Origin of the sequence: Nocardia sp. A7 (assembly GCF_046549215.1) — a bacterium.
In the GTDB taxonomy this organism is placed as follows: Bacteria; Actinomycetota; Actinomycetes; order Mycobacteriales; family Mycobacteriaceae; genus Nocardia.
Map to the genome: position 1 here is coordinate 1,933,092 of NZ_JAJPWE010000001.1, position 22,522 is coordinate 1,955,613.

Sequence of the window (22,522 nt, forward strand, 5' to 3'; positions counted from 1 at the left end):
GAACGGTTCCGCGACCGGGTTGTTCAGTCGCGCGGTGCGACCAGCCCGGAGACCCGTTCTCCACAGGCCGCGGCGGCAAGGACCGTGTGCACCCCGGCGCCGGTTTGTTCCCAGGAGAACTCGCCTGCGCGAGCTCGGGCCTTTTCGCCCATGACCGAACGCGCGTCCGCGTCGGCGAGGAGGTCGGCGGCGGCCGCGGCGAGGGCAGCGGCGTCGTCGACGAGCAGGCCGGTGACGCCGTCGATGATGGAGTCGGTGAGACCTCGGGAGCTGCGGTAGCCGATGGTGGGGACGCCGTGCTGGGCGGCTTCGATGACGGCCAGGCCCCAGCCTTCCTTGCGCGAGGGCATCACATGGACCCAGGCGGTCGAGAGGATCTCGTGTTTGCGGCGTTCGTCGACGTGACCGTGGAAGGTGACGGCGTCGGCGATGCCGAGGGCGGCGGCACAGTCGCGCAGATTGGGGGCCCACCAGCCGTCGCCGATGACGTCGAGGTGCACGTCGGGGAAACGTTCGCGCAGGTGGGCGACGGCGGTGAGGGCGTCTTCGATCTGCTTGTGCGGAACAAGGCGCGAGAGCACCGCGATGCGCGGGTGGGTGGCGCGGGTGGCGTCGGCACCGGGGACGACGTCGGCGGGGACCGGTTCGGCACCGTTGCGGACCACCGCGACGCGTGCACGGTCCACGCCGAGCACCGACAGCTCTTCGGCCGAGGGCAGCGAGACGGTGAGGTACTGATTGTCGCGGTGCACGCGCGGGGACAGCGTGGATTCGATCCACCAGCCGATCCGCCCGACCAGGCGACCGGCGACCGGCCACTGCTCGCGGTGCCCGTGATGCACCAGCACCACCGAGGGCACGCCCGTGGCGGTGGCGAAGAAGGGGATGCCGTTCTGGGTGTCGATCACCACGTCGGGGCGAAGGCCCTTCAGCGGGCCGAAACCGAGCCGACCGGCCACGATGGCGGCCAGCGCGCGGGGGTACACGGTGAAGCGCCCACCCGCGCGACTGATGTCGATCCCGTCGATCCGCTCGCGCTTGGGCGCACCGGGATACCCGGCCGTACGCAGGGTGACCTTGATGCCACGCGCGGCCAGCTGGGCACCGACCTGTTCCAGATACCGCTCGCTGCCCCCGCCCTGCGGGTGCCCGGTGTCACGCCAGCAGAGTAGGAGGACTTCACGCACGGTCGGGTCTCGCAATCGGTTCGGGGGCAGACAAACGTCGGCCCCCACACTAGCGGGTGTGCGCTGCGCAACACCGCCCTATCGACAGTGTCCGCCCAGATCAAGCGATCGCACCCCGGACCAGCCCGCCCAACTCCCCACCACCGGCCGCGCCCGAATGGGCTCCCAATAAACTCTGCCCCGTGTCGACCGCCACCCAGCCGAGAACCGAGCAGCCCGCCACGCGACGCGACCGATCCAGGTTCGCGCGCAGGGCGACCCTGCGCCGCTCGCTGCGCCTGCTCACCAGCTTCCGCTTCGAGCAGACCGACCCGGCCCGCTTCTACGGCGGCATCGCCACCGACAGCGCCGAGCTGATCAGCGACTTCTACGCCGACATCACCGGCCGCGGCCTCACCGGCACCGTTGTCCTCGATGTCGGCGGTGGCCCCGGTTACTTCGCCGACGAGTTCACCGCGGTGGGCGCACGCTATGTGTCGGTGGAGCCGGATCCATCGGAGATGCACGCGGCCGGGCTGCGGGTGTCGGGCTCGGTGCGCGGGTCGGGGATGGCGTTGCCGTTCCGCGACAACGCCTTCGACGTCTGCTTCTCCTCCAACGTCGCCGAGCACGTGCCGCAGCCGTGGCTGATGGCGGACGAGATGGTGCGGGTGACCAAACCCGGCGGCCTCATCGTGTACTCGTACACGGTGTGGCACGGGCCTTTCGGCGGTCACGAGACCGGCCTGTGGCATTACGTCGGTGGCGAGTTCGCGGCCCGCCGGTACCGGCGCAAGCACGGACACGAACCCAAGAACAGGTTCGGCCGGTCACTGTTCGCGGTGACGGCAGAAGACGGGTTGCGCTGGGCAGCAACCACTTCAGCCGACGTGCGGACTATTTTTCCGCGCTACCACCCGCGGTGGGCCTGGTGGCTCGTCCGGGTTCCGGTGATCCGAGAGCTACTGGTCAGCAACCTGGTAGTGGTGGCTACCAAAGTGTGATCACGCCAGCCAGCTCAAGCGCCGCGACCTCCGAATCGGCTCGGGTAACGCCCTGACCCACGGCGATTCCTGAATCGCCAGGCCAACGGTCTCCAACGTGGTCAGACCGACCTGATCGGCCAGCGCGCCGACCATCGCGACCGCTTCAGCGGCCTGGATGGCGGCAGTCGCCTGCTCGATCGTGAGTGTGCGGCCCGGCAGGAATGAGACAACCCATCCGCCGCTACCCACACTTTTCGCTTGATGGTCGGTCTGGTCGCTGGTCATCAACGATCGGCCGATCACTTGCACAGCCATGCGTCGGTCTCCCCAATTCGCTGTTAATGTCCGATGAATCGAGCGAGCTGATCAGTAGCTAAAGCATCCCCTTTTCACCACCGGAACGCAATAGTGCGTTTCCCCGAATCGCGAACCGGCAGGTCGGAATTCGCAATCTTCACAGCCGTTGTGCCGCAGCGAATTAGAACAGGTTGCAGACAATTCGCCCGCAAAACTGTAACGTGTTCTCATGCACTACGACAGTCTGTTCATCGGCGGGAAGTGGACCACCCCGGCCGGTAGTGACCGCATTTCGGTAGTCTCCCCGGCAACGGAGGAGACCGTCGGCAGCGTGCCTGCGGTAACGAACGCCGACGTCGACGCGGCAGTCGCCGCGGCGCGCGACGCGTTCGACAGCGGGCCGTGGCCATCGACACCTCCACTGGAACGAGCCGAGGTACTCAGCAAGGTCGCCCGGCTGATCGAGCAGCGTTCGCCGGAATTGGTCGCGGCGCTCACCGCGGAAATGGGTGCGCCGACGTTAGCGGCCTTGACACTCAATCAGATTCCCGCCGTCGCCGCATTGGACGCGATCGTCGAACTCGCGAAAACGTTCGCTTGGAACGAGACTCGGGTCGGCCTGTTCGGAACCTCGCGTGTATCACGGGAACCGCGCGGCGTCGTTGCCGCGATCACCGCCTGGAATGTCCCGTTGTTCCTCGCCGCCAACAAGCTCGGACCCGCGTTGCTGGCCGGATGCACCGTTGTTCTCAAACCTTCGCCGCTGACACCGTTGACCGCGAACATCCTCGCCGACCTCTTCACCGAGGCGGGCCTGCCCGACGGCGTGCTCTCGGTGCTGCCCGCCGAAGCCGAGGCCAGTGAGTACCTCGCGGGCCACCCCGGCGTCGACAAGGTGACCTTCACCGGCAGCACCCCAGTCGGCAGGAAGCTGGCCGCCCTGGCCGGTGAGCAGCTCAAGACCGTCTCGCTGGAACTCGGCGGCAAGTCGGCCGCGATCGTGCTGCCCGATGTCGACCTGGCCGCCAGCATTCCCCTGCTGGCGTTCTCCGGGTTGATGAACAGCGGACAGGGCTGCGTCGCGCAGACCCGAATCCTCGCGCCGCGCAGTCGCTATGACGAGATCGTCGAGGCATTGGTCGCGCACGTGCAGACCATGCAGACCGGTGACCCGACCGATCCCGCCACCCAGCTCGGCCCGCTGATCAGCGAAAAGCAGCGCGACCGCGTCGAAAGCTACATCGCCAAGGGCAAGGCGGAGGGCGCACGACTGGTGCTCGGCGGTGGCAGGCCCGCGGGCGTGGAGCGCGGCTGGTTCGTCGAGCCGACGATCTTCGCCGACGTCGACAACGCGAGCACCATCGCCCAGGAGGAGATCTTCGGCCCGGTGCTCTCGGTGATCCCGTACGAGACCGAGGACGAGGCCATCGCCATCGCCAACGACTCCGATTACGGGCTCGCCGGTTCGGTGTGGACCACCGATATCGAGCACGGCGTCGAGGTCGCGGCCCGAATCCGCACCGGCACCTTCGCGATCAACTGGTACGCCTTCGACCCGACCGCACCGTTCGGCGGCTACAAGAACTCGGGTATCGGCCGCGAGAACGGCCCGGAAGGCCTCGATGCCTTCTGCGAACAGAAGTCGGTCCTGATGCCGATGGGCTGGACCGCAGAGTAACCAGCTCCCCCTAGTTCTCCGGCATGAGTACCCGCAGAACCGGTTGCGCGGCCACCTCACCCCGGGCCGGTAGGTCGACGACCTCGACCCGCCAGCCCGGGGGCAGGACCCGCTCCAGTCGGCCCGCCACACGCTGTAGGGGCGTGCTCGAATAGGTGTCGGACTCGAATCCGGTCACCAGATCGGTCATGCGTCAAACCACCTCTCAGCGTCGATCTCATCGTTGACCGCGTGGCGGTGCAGGAGTCTCGCAGGGGTTTCAGCTCGAGAGGAAATATAGGCGACGGTACCGCTGATCCGGCCGACGACTCTCTGACATCAAAAGATATACCCATAAAGAGACCACCGAAATCGTCCGACCCGTCGAAAGCCGAAACCGCCCGTACCGAAAAAGGTACGGGCGGTTTCGTGTTCGTAGGGGGCGACTAGCGACTAGCCCAGGCGCTCCTTGAGTGCCTCGAACTCGTCACGCACGCCCGAAGGCAGCTTCTCGCCGACGAACTCGAACCATTCCTCGATCGACGGGATCTCCTTGCGCCACTCGTCGGCGTTCACCGCGAGCGCCTCGTCGACGTCGGCGGCGACCACGTCGAGGCCGGCCAGGTCGAGATCGGCGGCCGAGGGGACGTTGCCGACCGCGGTTGCCGTTGCGCCCGAACGGCCTTCGATGCGGCCGACGATCCACTCCAGCACGCGGGAGTTCTCACCGAATCCGGGCCACAGGAAGCGGCCGTCGTCGCCACGACGGAACCAGTTGACGTAGAAGATCTTCGGCAGCTTGTTCGAGTCGGCGTTCTTGCCGAGGTCGATCCAGTGGTTGAGGTAGTCGCCCACGTGGTAGCCGAGGAACGGCAGCATCGCCATCGGGTCGCGGCGCACGGTGCCGACCGTGCCCTCGGCGGCGGCGGTCTGCTCCGAACCCATGGTGGCGCCCATGAACACGCCGTGCTCCCAGCCGAACGACTCGGTCACCAGCGGGACGGTGGTCTTGCGGCGACCGCCGAACAGGATGGCCGAGATCGGCACGCCCTGCGGGTCGTCCCACTCGGGTGCCAGGGTGGGGCACTGCGACATCGGGGTGCAGTAGCGCGAGTTCGGGTGCGCGGCGTGGCCCTCCGACTCGGGGGTCCAGTCGTTGCCCTTCCAATCGATCAGGTGCTGCGGGTCGCCTTCGAGACCCTCCCACCACACATCGTTGTCGTCGGTCTGGGCGACGTTGGTGTAGACGGTGTTGCCCGCGTCGATGGTGGCCATCGCGTTGGGGTTGGAGCTGTGGTTGGTGCCCGGCGCGACGCCGAAGAAACCGAACTCCGGGTTCACGGCGTAGAGCTGACCGTCCTCGCCGAAACGCATCCAGGCGATGTCGTCGCCCAGGGTCTCCGCGCGCCAGCCGGGGATGGTCGGCTGGATCATCGCGAGGTTGGTCTTGCCACAGGCGCTCGGGAACGCGGCGGCGATGTAGTAGTTCTTGTTCTCGGGCGAGATCAGCTTGAGGATCAGCATGTGCTCGGCCAGCCAGCCCTCGTCGTGGGCCATCGCCGAGGCGATGCGCAGCGAGTAGCACTTCTTGCCGAGCAGCGCGTTGCCGCCGTAGCCCGAACCGAAGGACCAGATCTCACGGTCCTCGGGGAAGTGGGTGATGTACTTGGTGTCGCTGCACGGCCACGGCACGTCGGCCTGGCCATCGGCGAGCGGGGCGCCCACGGAGTGCAGCGCCTTCACGAACGGGCGGTCGGTGCCAAGCTTCTCCAGCGCGGCGGCACCCATGCGGGTCATCACGCGCATCGAGACGACCACGTACTCGGAGTCGGTGAGCTCGACGCCCAGCTTGGGGTCCTCGGCGCCGAGCGGGCCCATGCAGAACGGCACCACGTACATGGTGCGGCCCTTCATCGAGCCGCGGTACAGCTCGGTCATGGTGGCGCGCATCTCGGCGGGGTCGACCCAGTTGTTGGTCGGACCGGACTCGGCCTCGGTCTTGGAACAGATGTAGGTGCGCGATTCGACGCGCGCCACATCGGAAGGATCGGATAGCGCGAGGAAGGAATTGGGCTTCTTCTTCTCGTCGAGCTGCTTGAAGGTGCCCGCCTCGACCAGTTGGGTGGTCAGGCGATCCCATTCCGCGTCGGAGCCGTCGGCCCAGACCACGCGGTCAGGTGTAGTGAGCTCTGCGACTTCCTTTACCCAGGCGAGCAGTTCACTGTGCTCGGTCGGCACCTTGCCGTCGGATCCACGAAGACCAGGAATGGTCGCTGAGGTCATGAAAACTCTCCTGAGATCGTGCGGTTGTTCGATCCATCGATCGCCACCATGGGCAGAAGGCGTCCGCAGTGACCAACCGCCGCACAACCCCGATAGACGGCTGAAGAGGCCGTACACAGACTTCAGGCCGCGCATCGACTGGCAAGAGCGGACGCCCAGGTTCCTGCCTCCAGGTTAACGCGATATGACCACCGATACGGCATCGGGCTCCCTAACAGGTACCCACAGGTGTATCGGTTAATCCCGCGCGGGCAGTTGATCGAGCGTGGCGATGTCGCGCTCGCACGCGGTCAGCTGTGCCGGACGCTCCGCGACGAGCCTGCGCGCGAGCGCGTCGAGCTCGGTGACACGCCGGTCCACGGCGATCGCGCGGGCGGTCGATTCGCGCACCACGTGCTCGGCCAGCTCGGCCTCGATGTCGACCAGCACCGCCGCGACACGCTGCTCCAGCAGGGCTTTGATGTTCACCAGCGCCTCGGAGACCCACTGCGACATGTGGTTGCGCTCGGCGAGCTGGCCGCGGGCGCGCACGACCCAGGCGGCCGCGCCCGCGCCGAGCAGCAGCGTCACCGGGACGCTCGCCACGTCGAGTGTCGGCACCAGCGACAGCGGCGCCACGATCAACCGGCCGAGGCCGACACCGGCCGACGCGCCGAGCGCGATCATGAGGTGATCTTCGACACCTCGGTGCCGCTTACCGGGATCGGGGCCCACCCGCGGCGCCGGCTCGCGCCTGCGGGCGGTCGGCGCGGCGGTGCCGATCCGGCGGGCGGCCTCGATGACTCGTCCGTCGATGACGGCGTCGACGGTGACCGACAGTTCACCGGCCGCCTGCTGCAATCGCTGGGGGTAATCGCGCAGTTCGGCGCGGTCACAGCGGTCGAGTTCGGCACGGGACCGGGTGTGCAGCGCGCGCACCATCGCGCCGAGTTCGGTGGTCAGGTCGACGCGGGCGAGCTGGACCTGGCTGCGCACCGCGGCCAGCCCGGTCTGGCGGCCGCCGTCGCGCTCGGCGGCAAGACCGATGCGTTCCTCTCTGATCCGGGCGGTGTCGGTGCCCGAGCGCAGAGCGGTGATCTGTTCGTCGATGCGTGCCCTGGTGTCGGTCAGTACGCGGGTGCGGACGGCGTCGCGGCGCTGAGCGCCGTCGGCCGGGCCGTGCGCGGTGGCCGCGGCGAGGACGGCGTGCAGTCCGGCCACGCCGGAGCGGTCGAGCAGGGCCGAGTCGTCGGCGGCGCGGGCCGCGGCGGACATGCGGGCCGAGACGGCGACGATGTCGAGGTCGGTGATGCCGCGGGCGGCGAGCAGTTCGAGGTTGCGATCCCGACTCGCACGCCAGTCCTGGTAGGCGTGAAAGCCGTTCATGGCGAGCAGTATTCGCCGGTCCGCGGCGCGGAGGCGGTCGATCAGGGCGAACATGTCGGCGCCGAGAACACTGCCCGCGTCGAAGACGATGAGAGCCGCGGCGGGATCGGTGCCCGAGGCGGGATCGGTCAGGTCGATATGGGGTTCGAAGCGGGCGAGTTCGGTGCGCAGCAGGGTGGTGTTGGCGTCGTCGGGTGCGTAGAAGTCGACACTGGTGCCATGACCCGCACCGGTCATGGCGCGCAGTAGTGCGGCGCCCTGTGGATTCCACCGTTCGATCACCGCATCTACCGCCGATGCAAGACCGTCGCTTCGTGCCGCGTCGACAGACTCACCGTCCGGCGAGTCGCCGCTGCCTCGCGCGGCCTCGGCCAACCACCGATCGGGGCCCTCAGAGGCCGGCACTTGACATCCGCTCCCAGGCTCTGACGTAACCGTTGTGGACGCGCAGCGCGGCGCGGCGGGCGGCAGGCGGCATATCGCTGGACACGACAGCACGCCAGCGGGTGGCGCGGGCGAGTGCCTCGTCGGCGTCGGTGGGCGCGGGTGACGGATAGCCTGCGGCCAGGTGCGAGACCTGCGGACAGGCCAGTCCCGCGCACAGTCCGGCCCAGAGCGCTTCGTCACCGGCGAGATAGTGCTCGATCAGTTCGCGGGCGCGGCCACCGTCGCCGGGGACCGCGCGGGCGGCCAGCCGGGTCAGCTCGTCGAGCAGTTCGCCGCCGCGCACCGCTTCGACCTGCTCGTACCGGCGGTGGACCAGCTTGTGCAGCGGATCGATTCCGCTGGCGGAGTGCAGGATCTGGATGATCGCCGACGCGGGCAGATCGGGATCGGCGCGCAGCGCAGACAGCGCGCAGTCCACGCCGTAGAGGTCCCAGTTGGCGATCAGCCGCCTGCGCGCGTCCTGATCGGAACCGCTGCCGATGAACAGATCGGCCGCCAGCACCGAGGGCACATCAGGCCCGACCGCGAGCCTGCGCAGGTCGCTCAGATCGTCGGCGCTCACCGCTCCCGCCCTGGTCCTTGCGGCAACAGAGGCGACGATCGGCACAGTGGGCAGCCCGAGTTCCTGCGCGTGCCGCTGCGCCGCGGCCACGGCCTCGCCCCACCGCGCGCCCACCGCGTCGGCCTTGTTGAGTACAACCAACCCGCGACCCTTCGGCACAGTGGCGAGCAGGCGGTAGTCGGCGGCCTGTGGCGCACCGGCCAGCACGTAGATGACCAGATCACCGTCGAGAACCGGATCTGGCAACTCGGGCTGATCGACCGGCGGGGTCTCCTGCGCCGACAACAACGCGAGCGCGGCGAGCACGGTGGTCCGCCCGCTGAGCGCGCGGCCCGCGATCTGGATGTGCAGCGGACGCCGACGCCGCGCGGCCGCGGCGGCCAACTGTCGCGCGATTTCCGGATCACCGCCCCGACCTGCACCGAGGCTCGAGATCAGCTCGTCGAGCCGGTCGGCTGGCCGTGTCTGTGCGAATTCGGTGGCTGTCGACATTCTGCACACCCCCTTTTCGGAGGGCATTCTGTCAGATCCGCGCCGGGCGGGCGCTCGCCCGAACCAACTCCGCGACCTGCCAGATCAGCCGGTCCACGAACTCGCCTGTGGCCTACCTCCGCGCATGCTGGACAATGGACGACGTGAACGACGCCGCCAACCACGCCGAGCCGACCAGCCACAAGCTGTCGGAGATGCCCGACGACGCAGGCAGGCGCTCACTCACCGGCTCCCGGCTGTACCCGCGCGTCACGAGTTTCCGCACGCGCCGGGGCGCGTTGACGCCGAACCAGCAGGCCTCATGGGATAAGACGTGGCCGGTGATCGGCCGCAATGTGTCGAACGATCCCGTCGAGGCCGACGCCTGGTTCGGCCGTGAGGCGCCGCTGGTCATCGAGATCGGCACCGGCACCGGCACCGCGACGGCCGCCATGGCCAAGGCCGAACCGCACCTGAACCTGATCGGCATCGAGGTGTATCAGCCGGGTCTGGCCCAGCTGGTTCAGCAGATCGAGCGCGAACAGATCGAGAACATCCGGTTGCTGCGCGGCGACGCCGTGGACGTACTGGAGAATATGGTTGCCCCGGAGTCGCTGATCGGCGTTCGGGTGTTCTTCCCCGACCCGTGGCCGAAGGCCCGCCATCACAAACGCAGGCTGTTGCAGGCGCCGACTTTCGCCTTGATCGCCAGCAGACTCAGGCCCGGCGGTGTGCTGCACGTGGCCACCGACCACGCGGATTACGCGGAGCATATTCTCGCAGTAGGCTCGCGGGAACCGCTGTTCACCGGCTTGAACGACACCACCGGCGGCGACAGTGCCGCCAACCGCACTACCGCGCCGATCGGTTTCGAACGGCCCGTCACCAAGTTCGAAGGCAAAGGCTTGCGCGCCGGTAGCGCCATCAACGAGTTCATATGGGGGAAGATCGACAGATGAGCGTGAGTGAGATCGCCCCCGAGATGCCGGTGCCCGCCCAGGCAGGTACCGCTTCCGAGGCGTTGAGCGGTTCCGATGTTCGACGCGTCCTGTTGGTGTGGGACGCGCCGAATCTCGATATGGGGCTCGGTGCCATCCTCGGAGGACGTCCCACCGCCGCCTATCGCCCCCGTTTCGACGCGCTCGGCCGCTGGCTGCTCGCCCGTACCGCTGAGATCTCGGTCTCCACCAAGGGGCGCATCGAGGCCGAGGCCACCGTCTTCACCAATATCGCGCCCGGCACCGCCGACGTGGTCCGCCCGTGGGTGGAAGCGCTGCGCAATGTCGGTTTCGCGGTGTTCGCCAAGCCCAAGATCGACGAAGACTCCGATGTCGACGCCGACATGCTCGCCCACATCGCCTTACGTCAGCGCGACGGTGGTTTAGCCGGGATCATGGTCGCCTCTGCCGACGGTCAGGCCTTCCGTGAACCACTGGAAGCCATCGCGGCCAAGGGAATCCCAGCTCAGGTGCTCGGATTCCGTGAGCACGCGAGTTGGGCCGTCACTTCGGATACCCTCGGGTTCGTCGATCTCGAGGACATCCCGGGCGTATTCCGGGAACCGCTACCGCGGGTGAGTCTCGAGTCGCTGCCCGACGAGGGCGCTTGGCTGCAGCCCTTCCGGCCGCTGTCTGCGCTACTCACTTCTCGCCCTGGTCAAGGAGTCGCTTAAGTGTTCACCCGCTGGGGCGATCTGGTCTATCGGTTCCGCTTCGCCGTCATTGTTGTTGTCGGTGCGGCGATGTTGGCGTTGGGTGCCTACGGCATGGGGCTCGGGCCTCGGCTGAGTCAGAGTGGCTGGTTCGATCCTGGCTCGGAGTCGGTGCAGGGCGCGCAGATCGCCGACGGGTCCTACGGGCGCGACCACTTGGCGGACGTGATCGTCATGTACAACGCCCCTGAGGGCAAGACGATCGATGATCCGGAGTTCTCGAAGAAGGTTGTCGACAGCCTGGCTGCGGTCGTCGCCGAATATCCCGATCAGGTCTCCAAGATCAACGCCACCTATTGGAAGGTGGGCGACGCGCAGGCCGTGCCGTCTGCGTTCGGGTCCAAGGACAAGAAGCACGCGTTCGCGTCGATCGCCATCGCCGGTGACAACGACACCACCATGATGGCCAACTACCGCACCGTGGCGGATGTCTTCTACATCCCCGGCGTCGACGTGGAGGTCTCAGGCCTGCAGGCCATCGCGGTCACGCTCAACGACACCATCACGCACGACTCCAAGCGGATGGAAGTGCTGGCCATCCCCGCGGTGGCGATCCTGTTGTTCTTCATCTTCGGCGGCATAGTCGCGGCCGCCCTGCCGCTGATCATCGGTGGTCTGACCATCCTCGGCGCGACCGGCCTGGTGATGGTGCTGACCAACTTCACCGAGGTCAACTCCTTCGTCACCGGTGTCGTCTCGATGATCGGTCTCGGTCTCGCGATCGATTACGGCCTGTTCATCGTCAGCCGTTTCCGTGAAGAACTAGCCGAGGGATACAGCACCCGCGCCGCCGTCCGGCGATCGGTGATGACCGCTGGACGAACAGTCGTGTTCTCCGCGACGATGATCATCGCCAGCCTCGGCGGCATTCTGATCTTCCCGCAGGGCTTCCTGCGGTCGGTCGCCTATGGCACCATCGCCACCGTCTCCCTCGCGGCACTGACCGCGGTGACGATCCTGCCCGCGATGCTGGCCGTGCTCGGCCCGCGCGTCGATATGCTCGGCTTCAAGCGCTTCCGCAAGACCAAGACCGCCGAGCAGGTCGAGAACGGCTTCTGGGGCAACATGACCCGCTGGGTCATGCGGCATCCACTCAAGATCGCCATCCCGATCACGATCGGCCTGCTGCTGCTGATCATCCCGGTCAAGGATCTGTCGTTCGGCGGTATCAACGAGAAATACCTCCCGCCGGACAACCCGACCAGGTCCGCACTCGAGCACTTCTACGAAGTCTTCCCGCAGAAGAAGACCGACCCGATTCAGCTGGTCTTCGTCTCGGACAACACCAACGCGATCGGCAAGGTGTGGAAGGAAGCCAACCAGGCTCCCGGGCTGGTCGGCCCGTTCGAGGTGCCGACCAAGTCGCCGACCAACCCAGAGGTGTTCCGCACCTCGGCGACCCTGCTCGATCCCACCAACAACGCCGAACCGACGATCGACTACCTCCGCTCGATCGAGGTACCCGACGGCGTCACGATGTACGTGACCGGACAGCCCGCACTGATGGCTGACAGCATCGACACGCTGCTGCAACTGATGCCGTGGATGATCTTGCTCGTCCTGGTCACCACCACGATCCTGATGTTCTTGACGTTCGGTTCGTTGGTACTGCCGATCAAGGCCGCGTTGATGAGCGCGCTCGGTCTCGGTGCGACTCTCGGCATCCTCACGTGGATCTTCGTTGACGGCAACGGCGCCACGCTCCTGAACTTCACGCCACAGCCGATCAGCGCGCCGGTCTTGATGCTGATCATCGCGATCATCTACGGCTTGTCGACCGACTATGAGGTCTTCCTGCTGTCCCGCATGGTAGAGGCGCGCGCCCAGGGTGCGTCCACCACCGAGGCGGTGCGAATAGGCACCGCCCAAACCGGGCGGATCATCACCGCCGCCGCGCTGATTCTGCTGGTGGTGACCGGCGCGTTCGCGTTCTCCGACATGGTGATGATGCAGTACATCGCCTACGGCATGATCGCGGCGCTGTTCATCGACGCCACCGTGCTGCGCATGCTGCTGGTCCCCGCGATCATGAAGCTGCTCGGCGACGACTGCTGGTGGGCGCCGAAGTGGATGCAGCGGATCCAGGAGAAGATCGGCCTCGGCGAACCCATTCTCGACGACGAACGCCCGGAACACGGTGGCGTGGTCGATCTGGTGAAGACCACCCCGATCACCGATCCGCCGACCATGCAGATGACGGCGGTCCCCGACTCCAAGCTGGCCCGCACCCCGCGCAGGCCGCGCACGGTCGCCCAGATCGAGGCCGAGGCGCCGACTCAGCGGATCGACAAGGTCACCGACTCCGAAGCCGCCGAGCCCGCTCGGTCGCGCTTGCCGATGTCGCCCGATCCGACGCGTCCCCGGGCTTCGATGCTGTCTTCGGGTGAGCCGACGCGGGAATTGCCGGTGGTGAAGCCGGGTACGCCCGCGAAATCCGATTCCGAGGATGCCGCGAAGTCGGCGGACTCCGATCTCGAGCTGCCGAAGTACGTGTCCGGCGAGCCGACCCAGGTGCTCCCGATCGTGAAGCCGGGCACTCCGAATCCCACTCAGGATCAAGGCGATTCGACCCCGGACACTTCCGCGGACGAAGACCGTGGCTATTCGGGGCCGAGCTTCGGCACACCCCCCGTGCCCCTCACCGATCTCGGCGATCCCGAAACCGGCCCCGGCGGCGCCACTCGCCCCACCAATCGACTCGGACAAACCAACGGCACCGCTGGGTCGGACGCCGGCTTCGGTGGTGCCGAAACCTCCGGTGGCCCTTCGGTTTCCCATCCCGACCCGGCCGACAACGGATCCCGCCTCGACCTGCCCGGCATCGTCACCGGCGGTTCGCCGCGTGGCTCCGAGCGCGTGCAGCCGCCGTCGGGGTACACCCCCGGGGTGATCGGCGAAACTCCGCAGGCACCTCAGGTGTCGACACCGAACGAGACCGGCGATGGCGCCGGATTCGGTACGCCCACAGTGGATTCACGGCCGAGCATCGTCCCCCCGGCCAGGCCGAGCACGGCGACACCGCCACCGCGCGGGGTTGTTCCGCCGCAGCCACCGAGGATCGTCAACACACCGCCGAGTGCGGTGCCGCCAGCACCTCGCGAAACCCCGTCGAGTGCGGCGCCACCAGCACCTCAGGACACCCCGTCGAGCGGAACCTTCAACGGATTCAGCCCGGTGACCGCGTCGAACCTCAGGCCGGTCACGCCCGACACCCCCGCACCCGATTCGAGCACCCCTGCCGAGCCGAGCCGCTCGCCCGGACAGGCCGATGACGCAGTGCGCGAAACGGATTCGAGCCCGCAGGGTTTCGCGGCACCGAGCTCGGACTTCTCGGCAACGCCCGGTGCGCATCGTGCCGAGTCGCACCAGGGAACCGCGGCCCGCGCGGAGACCGAACCCGAATCGCCTGTCCCCTCACAGGGCGTTTTCGGTACCTCGGTGCCCGTCGAACCACAGCCGAGCGCTCCGTGGAACAACGGCATGACCGGCCCTGGCACACCGCGCGGCTTCAATCCGCCCGATCAGGACGGCGGACCGCGGTTCTCGCCGGTCACGCCCTCCTCGCAGGACAGCGCGAGCGACGATGACGCGCCGACCGACCGGACCGACACCCCTGGTCAGTGGCAGGCGCCTTCCGGTTTCACCGCTGTCCCCGCCCCCGCCGCATCGCAGTCGTCGACTTCCGACGAGGGGTCGCCTACGGCCGAAACCGATTCCACGACACCGGAATCGACTGAACCGCAGGCGGACACCCGCAATGAGATCGAGAACTGGATGGCTCAGCTGCGTTCGTCTCGCCGGGGTACTGCGGCGGATGAGGGTCGGCACAGTGGTGGCGAGGGTCGGACTGTGAGTGTCAACGAGCTGCTGCGTCGGCGCGAGGACGACTGATTTCTTGGAGCGCTGGCGCGCTCGAGCGGGGCCCCTGAGGCCCCTTTGGGTAGGGACATATCAGGGATACCCGGCCCAGGCTGTGGGCTTTGGTGGGGTAGGGACACTCAGGGGTTACCCTGCCCGGGCTGCGGGGTTGGCGGGGTCTGGGTGGCGTCGGCGAAGGCGCGGGCGTAGCGGGTTCCGGTGAGTAGCAACAGGATTCCGACTGCCAGGAACGCGGTGACGCGGATCAGGCCGGAGAGGGTGGCCAGGTCGAACAGGAACAGTTTCGCCAGTGCGGCCGCGGCGACCAGCAGGCCGGAGACCAGGCAGACTTTCGCGACCGCGGGTGAACTGGCGAGTCGGCGCAGACCGTAGAACAGCGAGGCGGTCGCGGCCACCATCCACACGATGGTCGCCAGGCTGTGTCCGACGATGAAACCGTCTGCGCCGCCGAGGGATACGCCCAGAGATACCGCGGCGACCAACACGTAGTACAGCCCGGCGATACTCACCGCGATCCACACTCCGGTGACGAGCGCCGAATCATCGCACCGCGGCAGCCGCGGCACAGCCCACGCCACCATGGCCGCCACGCCCAACCCGACCACCGCCGCCACGGCCGTCGCGATATCGAGTTCCTGCTCCGCGAGTTGTTGTAGCGCAAGTGTTTCCGGCGCGGCGATCGCCAGCATCACCAGCCCGCCAAGCAGGGCGAACGCGATGCCGAGTCCGGCGGCCACCCGGGTGCGACTCACGGCGGCGACCCCGAGGAACGCGAGCCCGACAACGAACAGTGCGGTGGGCATCAGTCGAGGGTGACCGCCCGTCGCAACGGTGCAGGTCTGCAACAACGCGACCGCACCGGTCAGCGCGGCCACCAACGCCGTATGCCGAGCGATCCCACCGGCGCGGCCTGGAATCAACACGGTGGCGGCCAGGCCGAGTAGGACTGTGGCGAGAACCGCGGTGATCGACGCGCTCACCACACGGTCGAACAGCACCGCGGCGGCGAGTACCGGAAGGGCGGTGAGGGCGACCGTGATGCTGGCGGTGATGTCGCCTGACCTGCGGTGCACCGCGAGCAGCGCACCGACCAGTCCGACCACCGCACAGGCGATCGCCGCGACGAGCAGCCCGTGCCGCTGCTCCGCCGCCCCGCCGGAGATCGCCCGGTCGATCCCGCTGAGCACCACCATCCCCAGGACAGCGAGCACCACCGGCAAGGTGCGCGCCACGTGCAGCACCGGCCAGTCCCTGCGCATCTGCACCGGAACACCCGCAGCCTGCAACACCACCAAGAACCCGAGCAACATCAACTCGGTGGTCAACGCGGGCGACAACACCGCGGCCCCCAACACCACCCCCACCGCCAACGGCTGCGACTGCCACCGCATCGCGATCCCCACCCCGACCAGCGCCACCACCAGCGCCACAGCAAGCCCCACCCCACCCGGAATCCACCGGTAATACCCCGTCACCGCGACAACATCCAGATACAGCCCCGCGATACCGGTGGCCACCAGGGCAATTCCGCCGACGCGCCCACCGGGCCGCCCGAACACGCGCCACCCGAGGCCAACCAAAACCACTGAAAGCGCGCCACCAGCAACAACTCTCGCGACCGGACCGAAGAACCCCGCCTGCGCGGCCAGCACCAACAGCATCAACACCCCGACCAGGGTCACCCCAACCCCAGCCACCGCCAACACCCGAGAAATCACCCCTTCCCGCTGCCACCACGCCACCCGAGCCACCCGCCCCGGCCCACGCATCGGCATCGGCATCGGCATCGGCATTCCAGACCGTCCAGCAGGAGGAGGAGGCGCGTACCCCCACCCCGGCCCCGCTGGTCGACCCTGCCCCGCCCCGACAGGCCCCGGCACCCCATACGCCGGAGCCCCACCACCCTGCCCAACACGCCCGGCGCCTCCAGCCCACGCCACCTGACCATAGGGAACACCACCAGCCCGGCCACCGTAAACGGGCCCGAAAGCTGGCACAGCCGACCCTTCGACACCTCGAGATCCCGAGTCGGACTCCTCAGCACCCGCCCCCGGCGCCGCACCCCTAGCACGCAGCGCCGCTTCCGCCCGCAACTGCCCGGCCAGCACATCAAGATCACCACCCAGCTGCCCCATGTGCGCGCCGAGCGCGGTGAACTCCCCCGAGAGCCGCGCAACCAGCGCAGGATCGATACCAGTACTCATAACTCCATAGTCGACCCCCACGAACCGACAGACATGAGTAGAAACCCCCGCCCACACCCCATTCCTACGCAACCACAACCTGACACGACTACGCCAGGCTCAAGCCCCCAGAAACCGCCTCCACTGAACCATCAACGGATACTTCGCCGTCACCGACCCGAACCGAACCCGCCCATGCACAACAAGATGCAACGGCCCGATCGGCGGCCCCGTCCGCACCTTGTTGTTAGCCGAGGACCCCACCAGATCCAGCCCATTGAGATCAACAGTCGCAGCCGCGGGAACAAGCAACGTCAAACTCGTGCAGTAATCATCCACCTGGATCTCAACGATCTGCGTCTGCATCACCGCCTCGGTGAAGTCCAACGTCACCCCCGACATCAGATTATTGAGATGCAGCACAGGCGGCACCTGCCAAGGCCCACGCCGATGAACCCCCGACAACCGACTACGGATAGCACTCGGATTGGACCCACCGACGGGCACCGGAACATGTCGCGGCCGCGGCATCGCGGCAGGCTGCGGCGTGCCAGCCACCCGCATCCCGGGCAGATCGACCAGCACAGCATTGAGTTCGCCACGAGTCTTGGCAGCCAACGCCGTATCCATCCGCTCGGTGAACTCCCCGAGCGACAGCATGCCGAGCCCGACAGCCCGCTGCAGCAATTGCCCGACATGTTCACGCTCGGCATCGGAAACACGCAGCTCACGGTCACCGACGGGACCAGCCGTCGCGACACCGGGTACGAAAAGGGATTCAGGACCGCCCATATCATCGAGGGTAACCAGCAGCACCCCCGAGCACATCAGGGCAAACCCCTAATCACTGCGACTATTCGAGCCCCTGCTCGATGGCGTAACGCGTCAGTTCGACCCGATTCGCCAGCTGCAACTTCCGCAACGTCGCCTGCACATGGTTCTCCACAGTCCGATGCGACAGGTTCAGCCGAGTGGCGATCTGTTTGGCCGACAACCCCTTGGCCACCATCCGCAGCACCTCGGTCTCCCGCTCGGTCAACGACGGCCGATGCGGCTGGTCGGCCGCCGCCGGCACGGTCGCCATCCGCCGGTACTCCCCGAGCACCAACCCGGCCAGCCCGGGCGTGAACACCGGCTGACCCGCGGCAGTCGCGCGAACGGCATCGATCAGCTCGGCCGCCGACGCACTCTTCACCAGATAACCGCTGGCCCCGGCCTTGATCGCGTCGAGCACATCGTCGCGCTCGGCCGAAGCCGACAGCACCAGCACCCGACTGTGCGGTGACACGCGCAGCACTTCCGCGGTCGCCGCTGCCCCGTTCCCATCGGTGAGCTGCATGTCCATCAACACCACAGCCGGCTGCACGGCCGCGGCACGTCGAGAAGCCGTCCCGACGCCGTCGGCGGTGGCAAGCACCTCGAAACCGGCTTCGGCGAGATCGCGAGAAACACCCTCACGCCACATCGGATGGTCGTCGACCACCATCACCGTAATGACCGGCATCGCCCAGCTCCTCTTCTCAGCGCGCCGACTGGCGCGGAATCCGGAATTCCCACTCGGTACCGAGGTCCTCGCCCTCGGTGAGCAACTCAGCGGTGCCACCGAGCGCCTCGATCCGCCCGATGATCGACCGCGAAACCCCCATCCGCCCTTCGGCTTCGGCTGCTTCCAGTCGTCCCGCCGCGATCCCCACACCGTCGTCACGCACGCTCACCACGAGCGCTTCGCCGGTATCTTCGAGCAGCACATACGCTTTCGCATCGGGACCGGCGTGCAAAGAAACATTCGACAGAGCTGTGGTCACGGCCGCGGCGATCTCCTGCGCCACCACCTGCCCGACCGACACCGGATCGCCCGGCGTCGCGACCGACACCGTGGTCGTAGCGCGCGAAGTCAGCAGCGGCCGCAGATCCACTTCCCCGGAACCGGAGTCGGGCAGTTCCGCCTGCTCGGACAACAACACCCGCAACGCCACCTCCTGCTCCCCCGCTCGCTGCGCGAGTTCGGTCGCGGGCCCCCCGATTTCACCGCCGCGCCGTTTGATGAAGGCGAGCACCTGCAACACCCCGTCGTGCACTTCACGAGCCAGACGTTCCCGTTCCTGCGCGGCGGCCGTGATCCGCAAGGCCCGTTCCAGCTGCCCCTGCGCCCGTCGAGCGGTATTGGCGGCCAGGCCGAGCGCCAACCCCACCGAAACAAGCACGGGCGCAGTGGCATCCCCCCACACGTCTTGCCCCCATTGATCCCGCACCGTCACCACGACAGCCGACATGGCAAGCCCCGCAATCACTCCCGCAACAGGTCCGCGCAGAATCGCCATCGAGATCACCGAGTTCGCGATCCACAGCGTCGTCGGCAGCGTCTGATGCCCGTGGTACCAATCGTAGTCCGCGACAAGCCGAGTCGAGGCGATCAGCGCGATCGTCACCACCTGGTCGCCGAACACCACCCAGCCGCGAATCTTCCCGGTCGCCTCGGGGAAGTACCACTGCGACAGCAGCAGCGCCGAACTCCCCGACCAGATCGCCATCACCGCGATCAGCATCCAGCTCAGTCGCGGATGCTCGTAGTACGAGACAGACGCGATCTGCTGACCGATCGCGTACAGCAGCGTGACCAGTCGAAACGCCTGCGCGGCCCGCCACAGCGGCGCGGTGGCGGCGTCGGCCGTGCGCAACTCAGCTGTGTGGGTCCGCATCACCGGACTCGGCTTCCTTGCGCAGCAGCTTCGCCACGTCGAAACGGCCTGGCGGTTCCGGTTTGTCGGGCTCGGCGGTGAACCGTTTTCGCTCCTCGGCGCTGACCAACTCGCCGAAGGCCTCCGCCGGGCTGTCGGCGAGCAGATACCGAATCGCGGTGTTGCCCACCGCGATCAACGGCACCGCGAGCAGCGCACCCGCGATGCCGCCGACGACCAATCCGGCGGTGATCGCCAGCACCACGGCCAGCGGATGGATGCTCACGGCCCGGCCGAGCAGCAGCGGTTGCAGCACATGGCCTTCCAGCTGCATCACCGCCACGATGATGCCGAGCACGATCAGCGCGGTCACCAAACCCTTGGTGACCAGCGCGATGAACACCGCGACGAACCCGGCGAAGAACGCGCCGATGATCGGGATGAACGCGCTGATGAACACGAGCGAGGCCAGCGGCAGGGCAAGTGGCACATGCAGAATCGCGAGCCCGGCTCCTATCCCGATCGCGTCCACCGCCGCCACCACCACGGTGGCGCGCACGAACCCGACCAGCGTGCCGAAGCCCAATTCACCAGCGGTGCGGACTTTTTCGCGGTGCGCGGTGGGGATGATCCGGGTGATGAAGGTCCAGATCTGGTGCCCGCCGTAGAGGAAGAAGATGAGGATGAACAGGATCAGGAACGCGCCGGTGAGGATGTGGCCGATGGCGGTGGCGGTGGTCAGCGCGCCGCTGGTCAGGCTCTCGCGATTGTCCTGAATGGTGCGCACGATGGTGTCGCCCGCGTTGCGGATCTGCTGATCGCTCAGGTGTGGTGGACCGTTGATCAACCAGTCCTGCACCTTGTGCACACTGTTGGTGACCTCGTTGGACAGCCCCGGCACACCGTCGACGAACTGTTCGACGACGAAGGTGAGCACCCCCGCGAGCAGCCCGATCGACCCGAGCAGTGCCACGAACACGCCGAGCGAGCGCGGGATCCCCACCCGCTGCATCCAATCGACCAGCGGCGCGAGCAGCGCGGCGGCGAGCAGGGCGATGGCCAGCGGGATCACCACCGTGGCGAACTTCTGCACCAGCATCCCCACCGCGAGCAGCGCGCCGAAGATGATCAGCAGCCGCCAGCTCCACGCCGCGGCTTTGCGGACCAGGGGATGAACTGCCTCGGCGTCCGAGCGCCATGGTGTCGACGCGGTCGGTGAATCTACCTTCTGGTCGGTCACTCGAGAGAGCCTATCGGTCGCAACGCTAGATTGGTGGTCGTGTCGGCGCCTCTGGAAGCGGTCAAACAGACCATGCGAACGCGCTGGCCGCTGTATCTGACGTCTGTGCTGTTGGCCAACGCCTTCGGCGCGGTGCTGGTGTGGGCCTTCATCCAATACGGCCTGCCGGTACCCGAGGGCGATCCGGGTGGGGTGCGCCAGACCGGTCTGCTCGCGCCGCTGCTCGTTTTCGGGGTCGCCGCGGTGCTGAGCATCTTCGCCGCCGCGCTGATGTTGCGGCCGGTGATGCGCTGGCAGATGCGTGGTGGGCCACCGAGCAGGCGCGAGCAGATGGCGGCCCTGCATGTGCCGCTGCGGCAGTCGATCGTGCACCTGGTGCTGTGGGTCATCGGTGGCGGGATCCTGGCCGCGCTGATCATCGCCGAATCGCCCGAGCTGGCAGGCGCGGTGATCGTCACCGAGTGTATGGCCGCCACCATCGTGTTCGGCTTCACCTACATGCTGGGCGAACGCATCCTGCGCCCGGTCGCCGCGGAGGCGCTCACCGAGGGCACCTTCGACCACACCCTGACTCCCGGCGTCGGCACCCGGATGGCGATGACCTGGGGCATGGGCACCTTCGCGCCCACGATCGCGATCGTGCTGCTGTGTGTCACCCAGATCTCCTCGGACGTGAAGTTCTCGGCCAAGTCGCTCGCGATCTCGATCCTGCTGCTGTGTGGCGTGGTGATCCTGCAGGCGCTGGCGCTGTCGATGTTGACCGGTTCGTCGATCTCCGACCCGGTGCGTCAGTTGTCCCAAGCCATCAACAGGGTGCAGGCGGGCTCGCGTGACGTGCAGGTCGAGGTCTACGACGGCAGCGAGATCGGGCTGCTGCAGGTGGGCTTCAACCGGATGATGGACGAGGCGGCCAAGCGGCGAAAGCTGCAGGAACTGTTCGGTCAGCACGTCGGTGAGGACGTGGCACAGCGGGCACTGGACTACGGCACCGAACTCGGTGGTGAGACCCGATTCGTGGCGGTGCTGTTCGTCGATATGGTCGGTTCGACCGCCGCTGCCGCCGAGCGCCCACCGACCGAGGTGGTCAGCCTGCTCAACGAGTTCTTCCGGGTGGTGGTCGACGTGATCGACAGCCACCACGGTTTCGTCAACAAGTTCGTCGGCGACGCGGCGCTCGCCATCTTCGGCGCCCCGCTGGATCGCCCCGACGCGCCGAGCGCCGCGCTCGCCGCGGCCCGCGATCTGCGCGAGGCACTGCGCGGGGTGACCAGCCTCGACATCGGCATCGGCGTCTCGGCGGGCTTGGCGGTGGCCGGAAACATCGGCGCCGCAAATCGTTTCGAATACACCGTGATCGGCGACCCCGTGAACGAGGCGTCGCGACTCACCGAATTGGCCAAAGATCATCCCGGCCGCGTTCTCGCTTCGGGCAGCGCGCTCTACTTCGCCGACGAAAGCGAGCAAGAACATTGGGTAACCGGAGACGAGGTGCAATTGCGCGGCAGACGCAGAAAAACCCGCCTGGCCTGGCCGAAGTCCGCGATCGCCGCGCCGCGCACCGACGAGGAAGAACCTGTCAGTTCGCTAGGCTGAGACC

At 67.4% G+C, this 22,522-nt stretch carries 17 protein-coding genes; 6 read left to right on the forward strand and 11 right to left on the reverse strand.

The genetic code is table 11. The features are described 5' to 3' along the window. Positions 1-23: 23 nt before the first annotated feature. Positions 24-1,187 (reverse strand): glycosyltransferase family 4 protein, encoded by a 1,164-nt coding sequence (locus tag ACLJPD_RS08780; protein ID WP_410871355.1) that lies wholly within the window; start codon positions 1,185-1,187, stop codon positions 24-26. A 182-nt stretch (positions 1,188-1,369) separates the two neighbouring features. Here ACLJPD_RS08780 and ACLJPD_RS08785 point away from each other — a divergent pair, with 182 nt between their 5' ends. Continuing rightward, positions 1,370-2,170, forward strand: coding sequence for a class I SAM-dependent methyltransferase (locus tag ACLJPD_RS08785; RefSeq protein ID WP_410871356.1), 801 nt, complete (start codon positions 1,370-1,372; stop codon positions 2,168-2,170). On the opposite strand, the gene ACLJPD_RS08790 is transcribed toward ACLJPD_RS08785, so the two are convergent. Beyond that, entirely contained in the window at positions 2,171-2,467 is a 297-nt protein-coding gene (locus ACLJPD_RS08790; RefSeq protein ID WP_378904684.1) for a hypothetical protein, read from the reverse strand. A 211-nt stretch (positions 2,468-2,678) separates the two neighbouring features. On the opposite strand from ACLJPD_RS08790, the gene ACLJPD_RS08795 reads away from it, so the two are divergent. Continuing rightward, positions 2,679-4,127 (forward strand): aldehyde dehydrogenase, encoded by a 1,449-nt coding sequence (locus ACLJPD_RS08795; protein ID WP_410871357.1) that lies wholly within the window; start codon positions 2,679-2,681, stop codon positions 4,125-4,127. A gap of 10 nt (positions 4,128-4,137) precedes the next feature. On the opposite strand, the gene ACLJPD_RS08800 is transcribed toward ACLJPD_RS08795, so the two are convergent. The 4 genes from ACLJPD_RS08800 to ACLJPD_RS08815 all read right to left on the reverse strand — a co-directional run bounded on the left by ACLJPD_RS08800 (position 4,138) and on the right by ACLJPD_RS08815 (position 9,255). Then, entirely contained in the window at positions 4,138-4,317 is a 180-nt protein-coding gene (locus ACLJPD_RS08800; RefSeq protein WP_410871358.1) for a hypothetical protein, read from the reverse strand. A gap of 242 nt (positions 4,318-4,559) precedes the next feature. Then, positions 4,560-6,389, reverse strand: coding sequence for a phosphoenolpyruvate carboxykinase (GTP) (locus tag ACLJPD_RS08805; protein ID WP_410871359.1), 1,830 nt, complete (start codon positions 6,387-6,389; stop codon positions 4,560-4,562). A 237-nt stretch (positions 6,390-6,626) separates the two neighbouring features. Next, on the reverse strand, positions 6,627-8,159 hold the full coding sequence (locus ACLJPD_RS08810) for a hypothetical protein (RefSeq protein WP_410871360.1): 1,533 nt from the start codon (positions 8,157-8,159) through the stop codon (positions 6,627-6,629). Further along, positions 8,146-9,255 (reverse strand): hypothetical protein, encoded by a 1,110-nt coding sequence (locus ACLJPD_RS08815; RefSeq protein WP_410871361.1) that lies wholly within the window; start codon positions 9,253-9,255, stop codon positions 8,146-8,148. Before ACLJPD_RS08815 ends, ACLJPD_RS08810 begins: the two co-directional genes overlap by 14 nt. A 134-nt stretch (positions 9,256-9,389) precedes the next feature. On the opposite strand from ACLJPD_RS08815, the gene trmB reads away from it, so the two are divergent. Genes trmB through ACLJPD_RS08830 form a run of 3 tightly spaced genes read left to right on the forward strand, consistent with a single transcriptional unit; the run spans position 9,390 to position 14,836 of the window. Then, complete coding sequence (trmB, locus tag ACLJPD_RS08820; RefSeq protein ID WP_410871362.1) at positions 9,390-10,193, forward strand: tRNA (guanosine(46)-N7)-methyltransferase TrmB; 804 nt, start codon at positions 9,390-9,392, stop codon at positions 10,191-10,193. Then, positions 10,190-10,906: an NYN domain-containing protein gene (locus tag ACLJPD_RS08825; RefSeq protein ID WP_410871363.1), complete on the forward strand. Its 717-nt coding sequence runs from the start codon at positions 10,190-10,192 to the stop codon at positions 10,904-10,906. Before trmB ends, ACLJPD_RS08825 begins: the two co-directional genes overlap by 4 nt. Then, a complete protein-coding gene (locus tag ACLJPD_RS08830) occupies positions 10,907-14,836 on the forward strand; it encodes an MMPL family transporter (RefSeq protein ID WP_410871364.1) in 3,930 nt (1,309 codons plus the stop codon). Between the two features lie 107 nt (positions 14,837-14,943). On the opposite strand, the gene ACLJPD_RS08835 is transcribed toward ACLJPD_RS08830, so the two are convergent. The 5 genes from ACLJPD_RS08835 to ACLJPD_RS08855 form a co-directional block, all read right to left on the reverse strand. Next, positions 14,944-16,611: a DUF2339 domain-containing protein gene (locus tag ACLJPD_RS08835; protein ID WP_410871365.1), complete on the reverse strand. Its 1,668-nt coding sequence runs from the start codon at positions 16,609-16,611 to the stop codon at positions 14,944-14,946. Positions 16,612-17,127: 516 nt separating this feature from the next. Continuing rightward, positions 17,128-17,799: a DUF1707 domain-containing protein gene (locus ACLJPD_RS08840; RefSeq protein ID WP_410871971.1), complete on the reverse strand. Its 672-nt coding sequence runs from the start codon at positions 17,797-17,799 to the stop codon at positions 17,128-17,130. A gap of 61 nt (positions 17,800-17,860) precedes the next feature. Beyond that, the gene (locus tag ACLJPD_RS08845; RefSeq protein ID WP_410871366.1) at positions 17,861-18,511 is read right to left on the reverse strand and encodes a LuxR C-terminal-related transcriptional regulator; all 651 of its coding nucleotides are present in this window, start codon (positions 18,509-18,511) and stop codon (positions 17,861-17,863) included. Positions 18,512-18,527: 16 nt separating this feature from the next. Further along, entirely contained in the window at positions 18,528-19,706 is a 1,179-nt protein-coding gene (gene macS, locus ACLJPD_RS08850; RefSeq protein ID WP_410871367.1) for a MacS family sensor histidine kinase, read from the reverse strand. After that, positions 19,687-20,925 (reverse strand): AI-2E family transporter, encoded by a 1,239-nt coding sequence (locus ACLJPD_RS08855; RefSeq protein ID WP_410871368.1) that lies wholly within the window; start codon positions 20,923-20,925, stop codon positions 19,687-19,689. The genes macS and ACLJPD_RS08855 overlap by 20 nt, the downstream gene beginning before the upstream one ends. A 72-nt stretch (positions 20,926-20,997) precedes the next feature. Here ACLJPD_RS08855 and ACLJPD_RS08860 point away from each other — a divergent pair, with 72 nt between their 5' ends. Continuing rightward, complete coding sequence (locus ACLJPD_RS08860) at positions 20,998-22,518, forward strand: adenylate/guanylate cyclase domain-containing protein (protein WP_410871972.1); 1,521 nt, start codon at positions 20,998-21,000, stop codon at positions 22,516-22,518. The last annotated feature ends 4 nt before the right edge of the window (positions 22,519-22,522 follow it).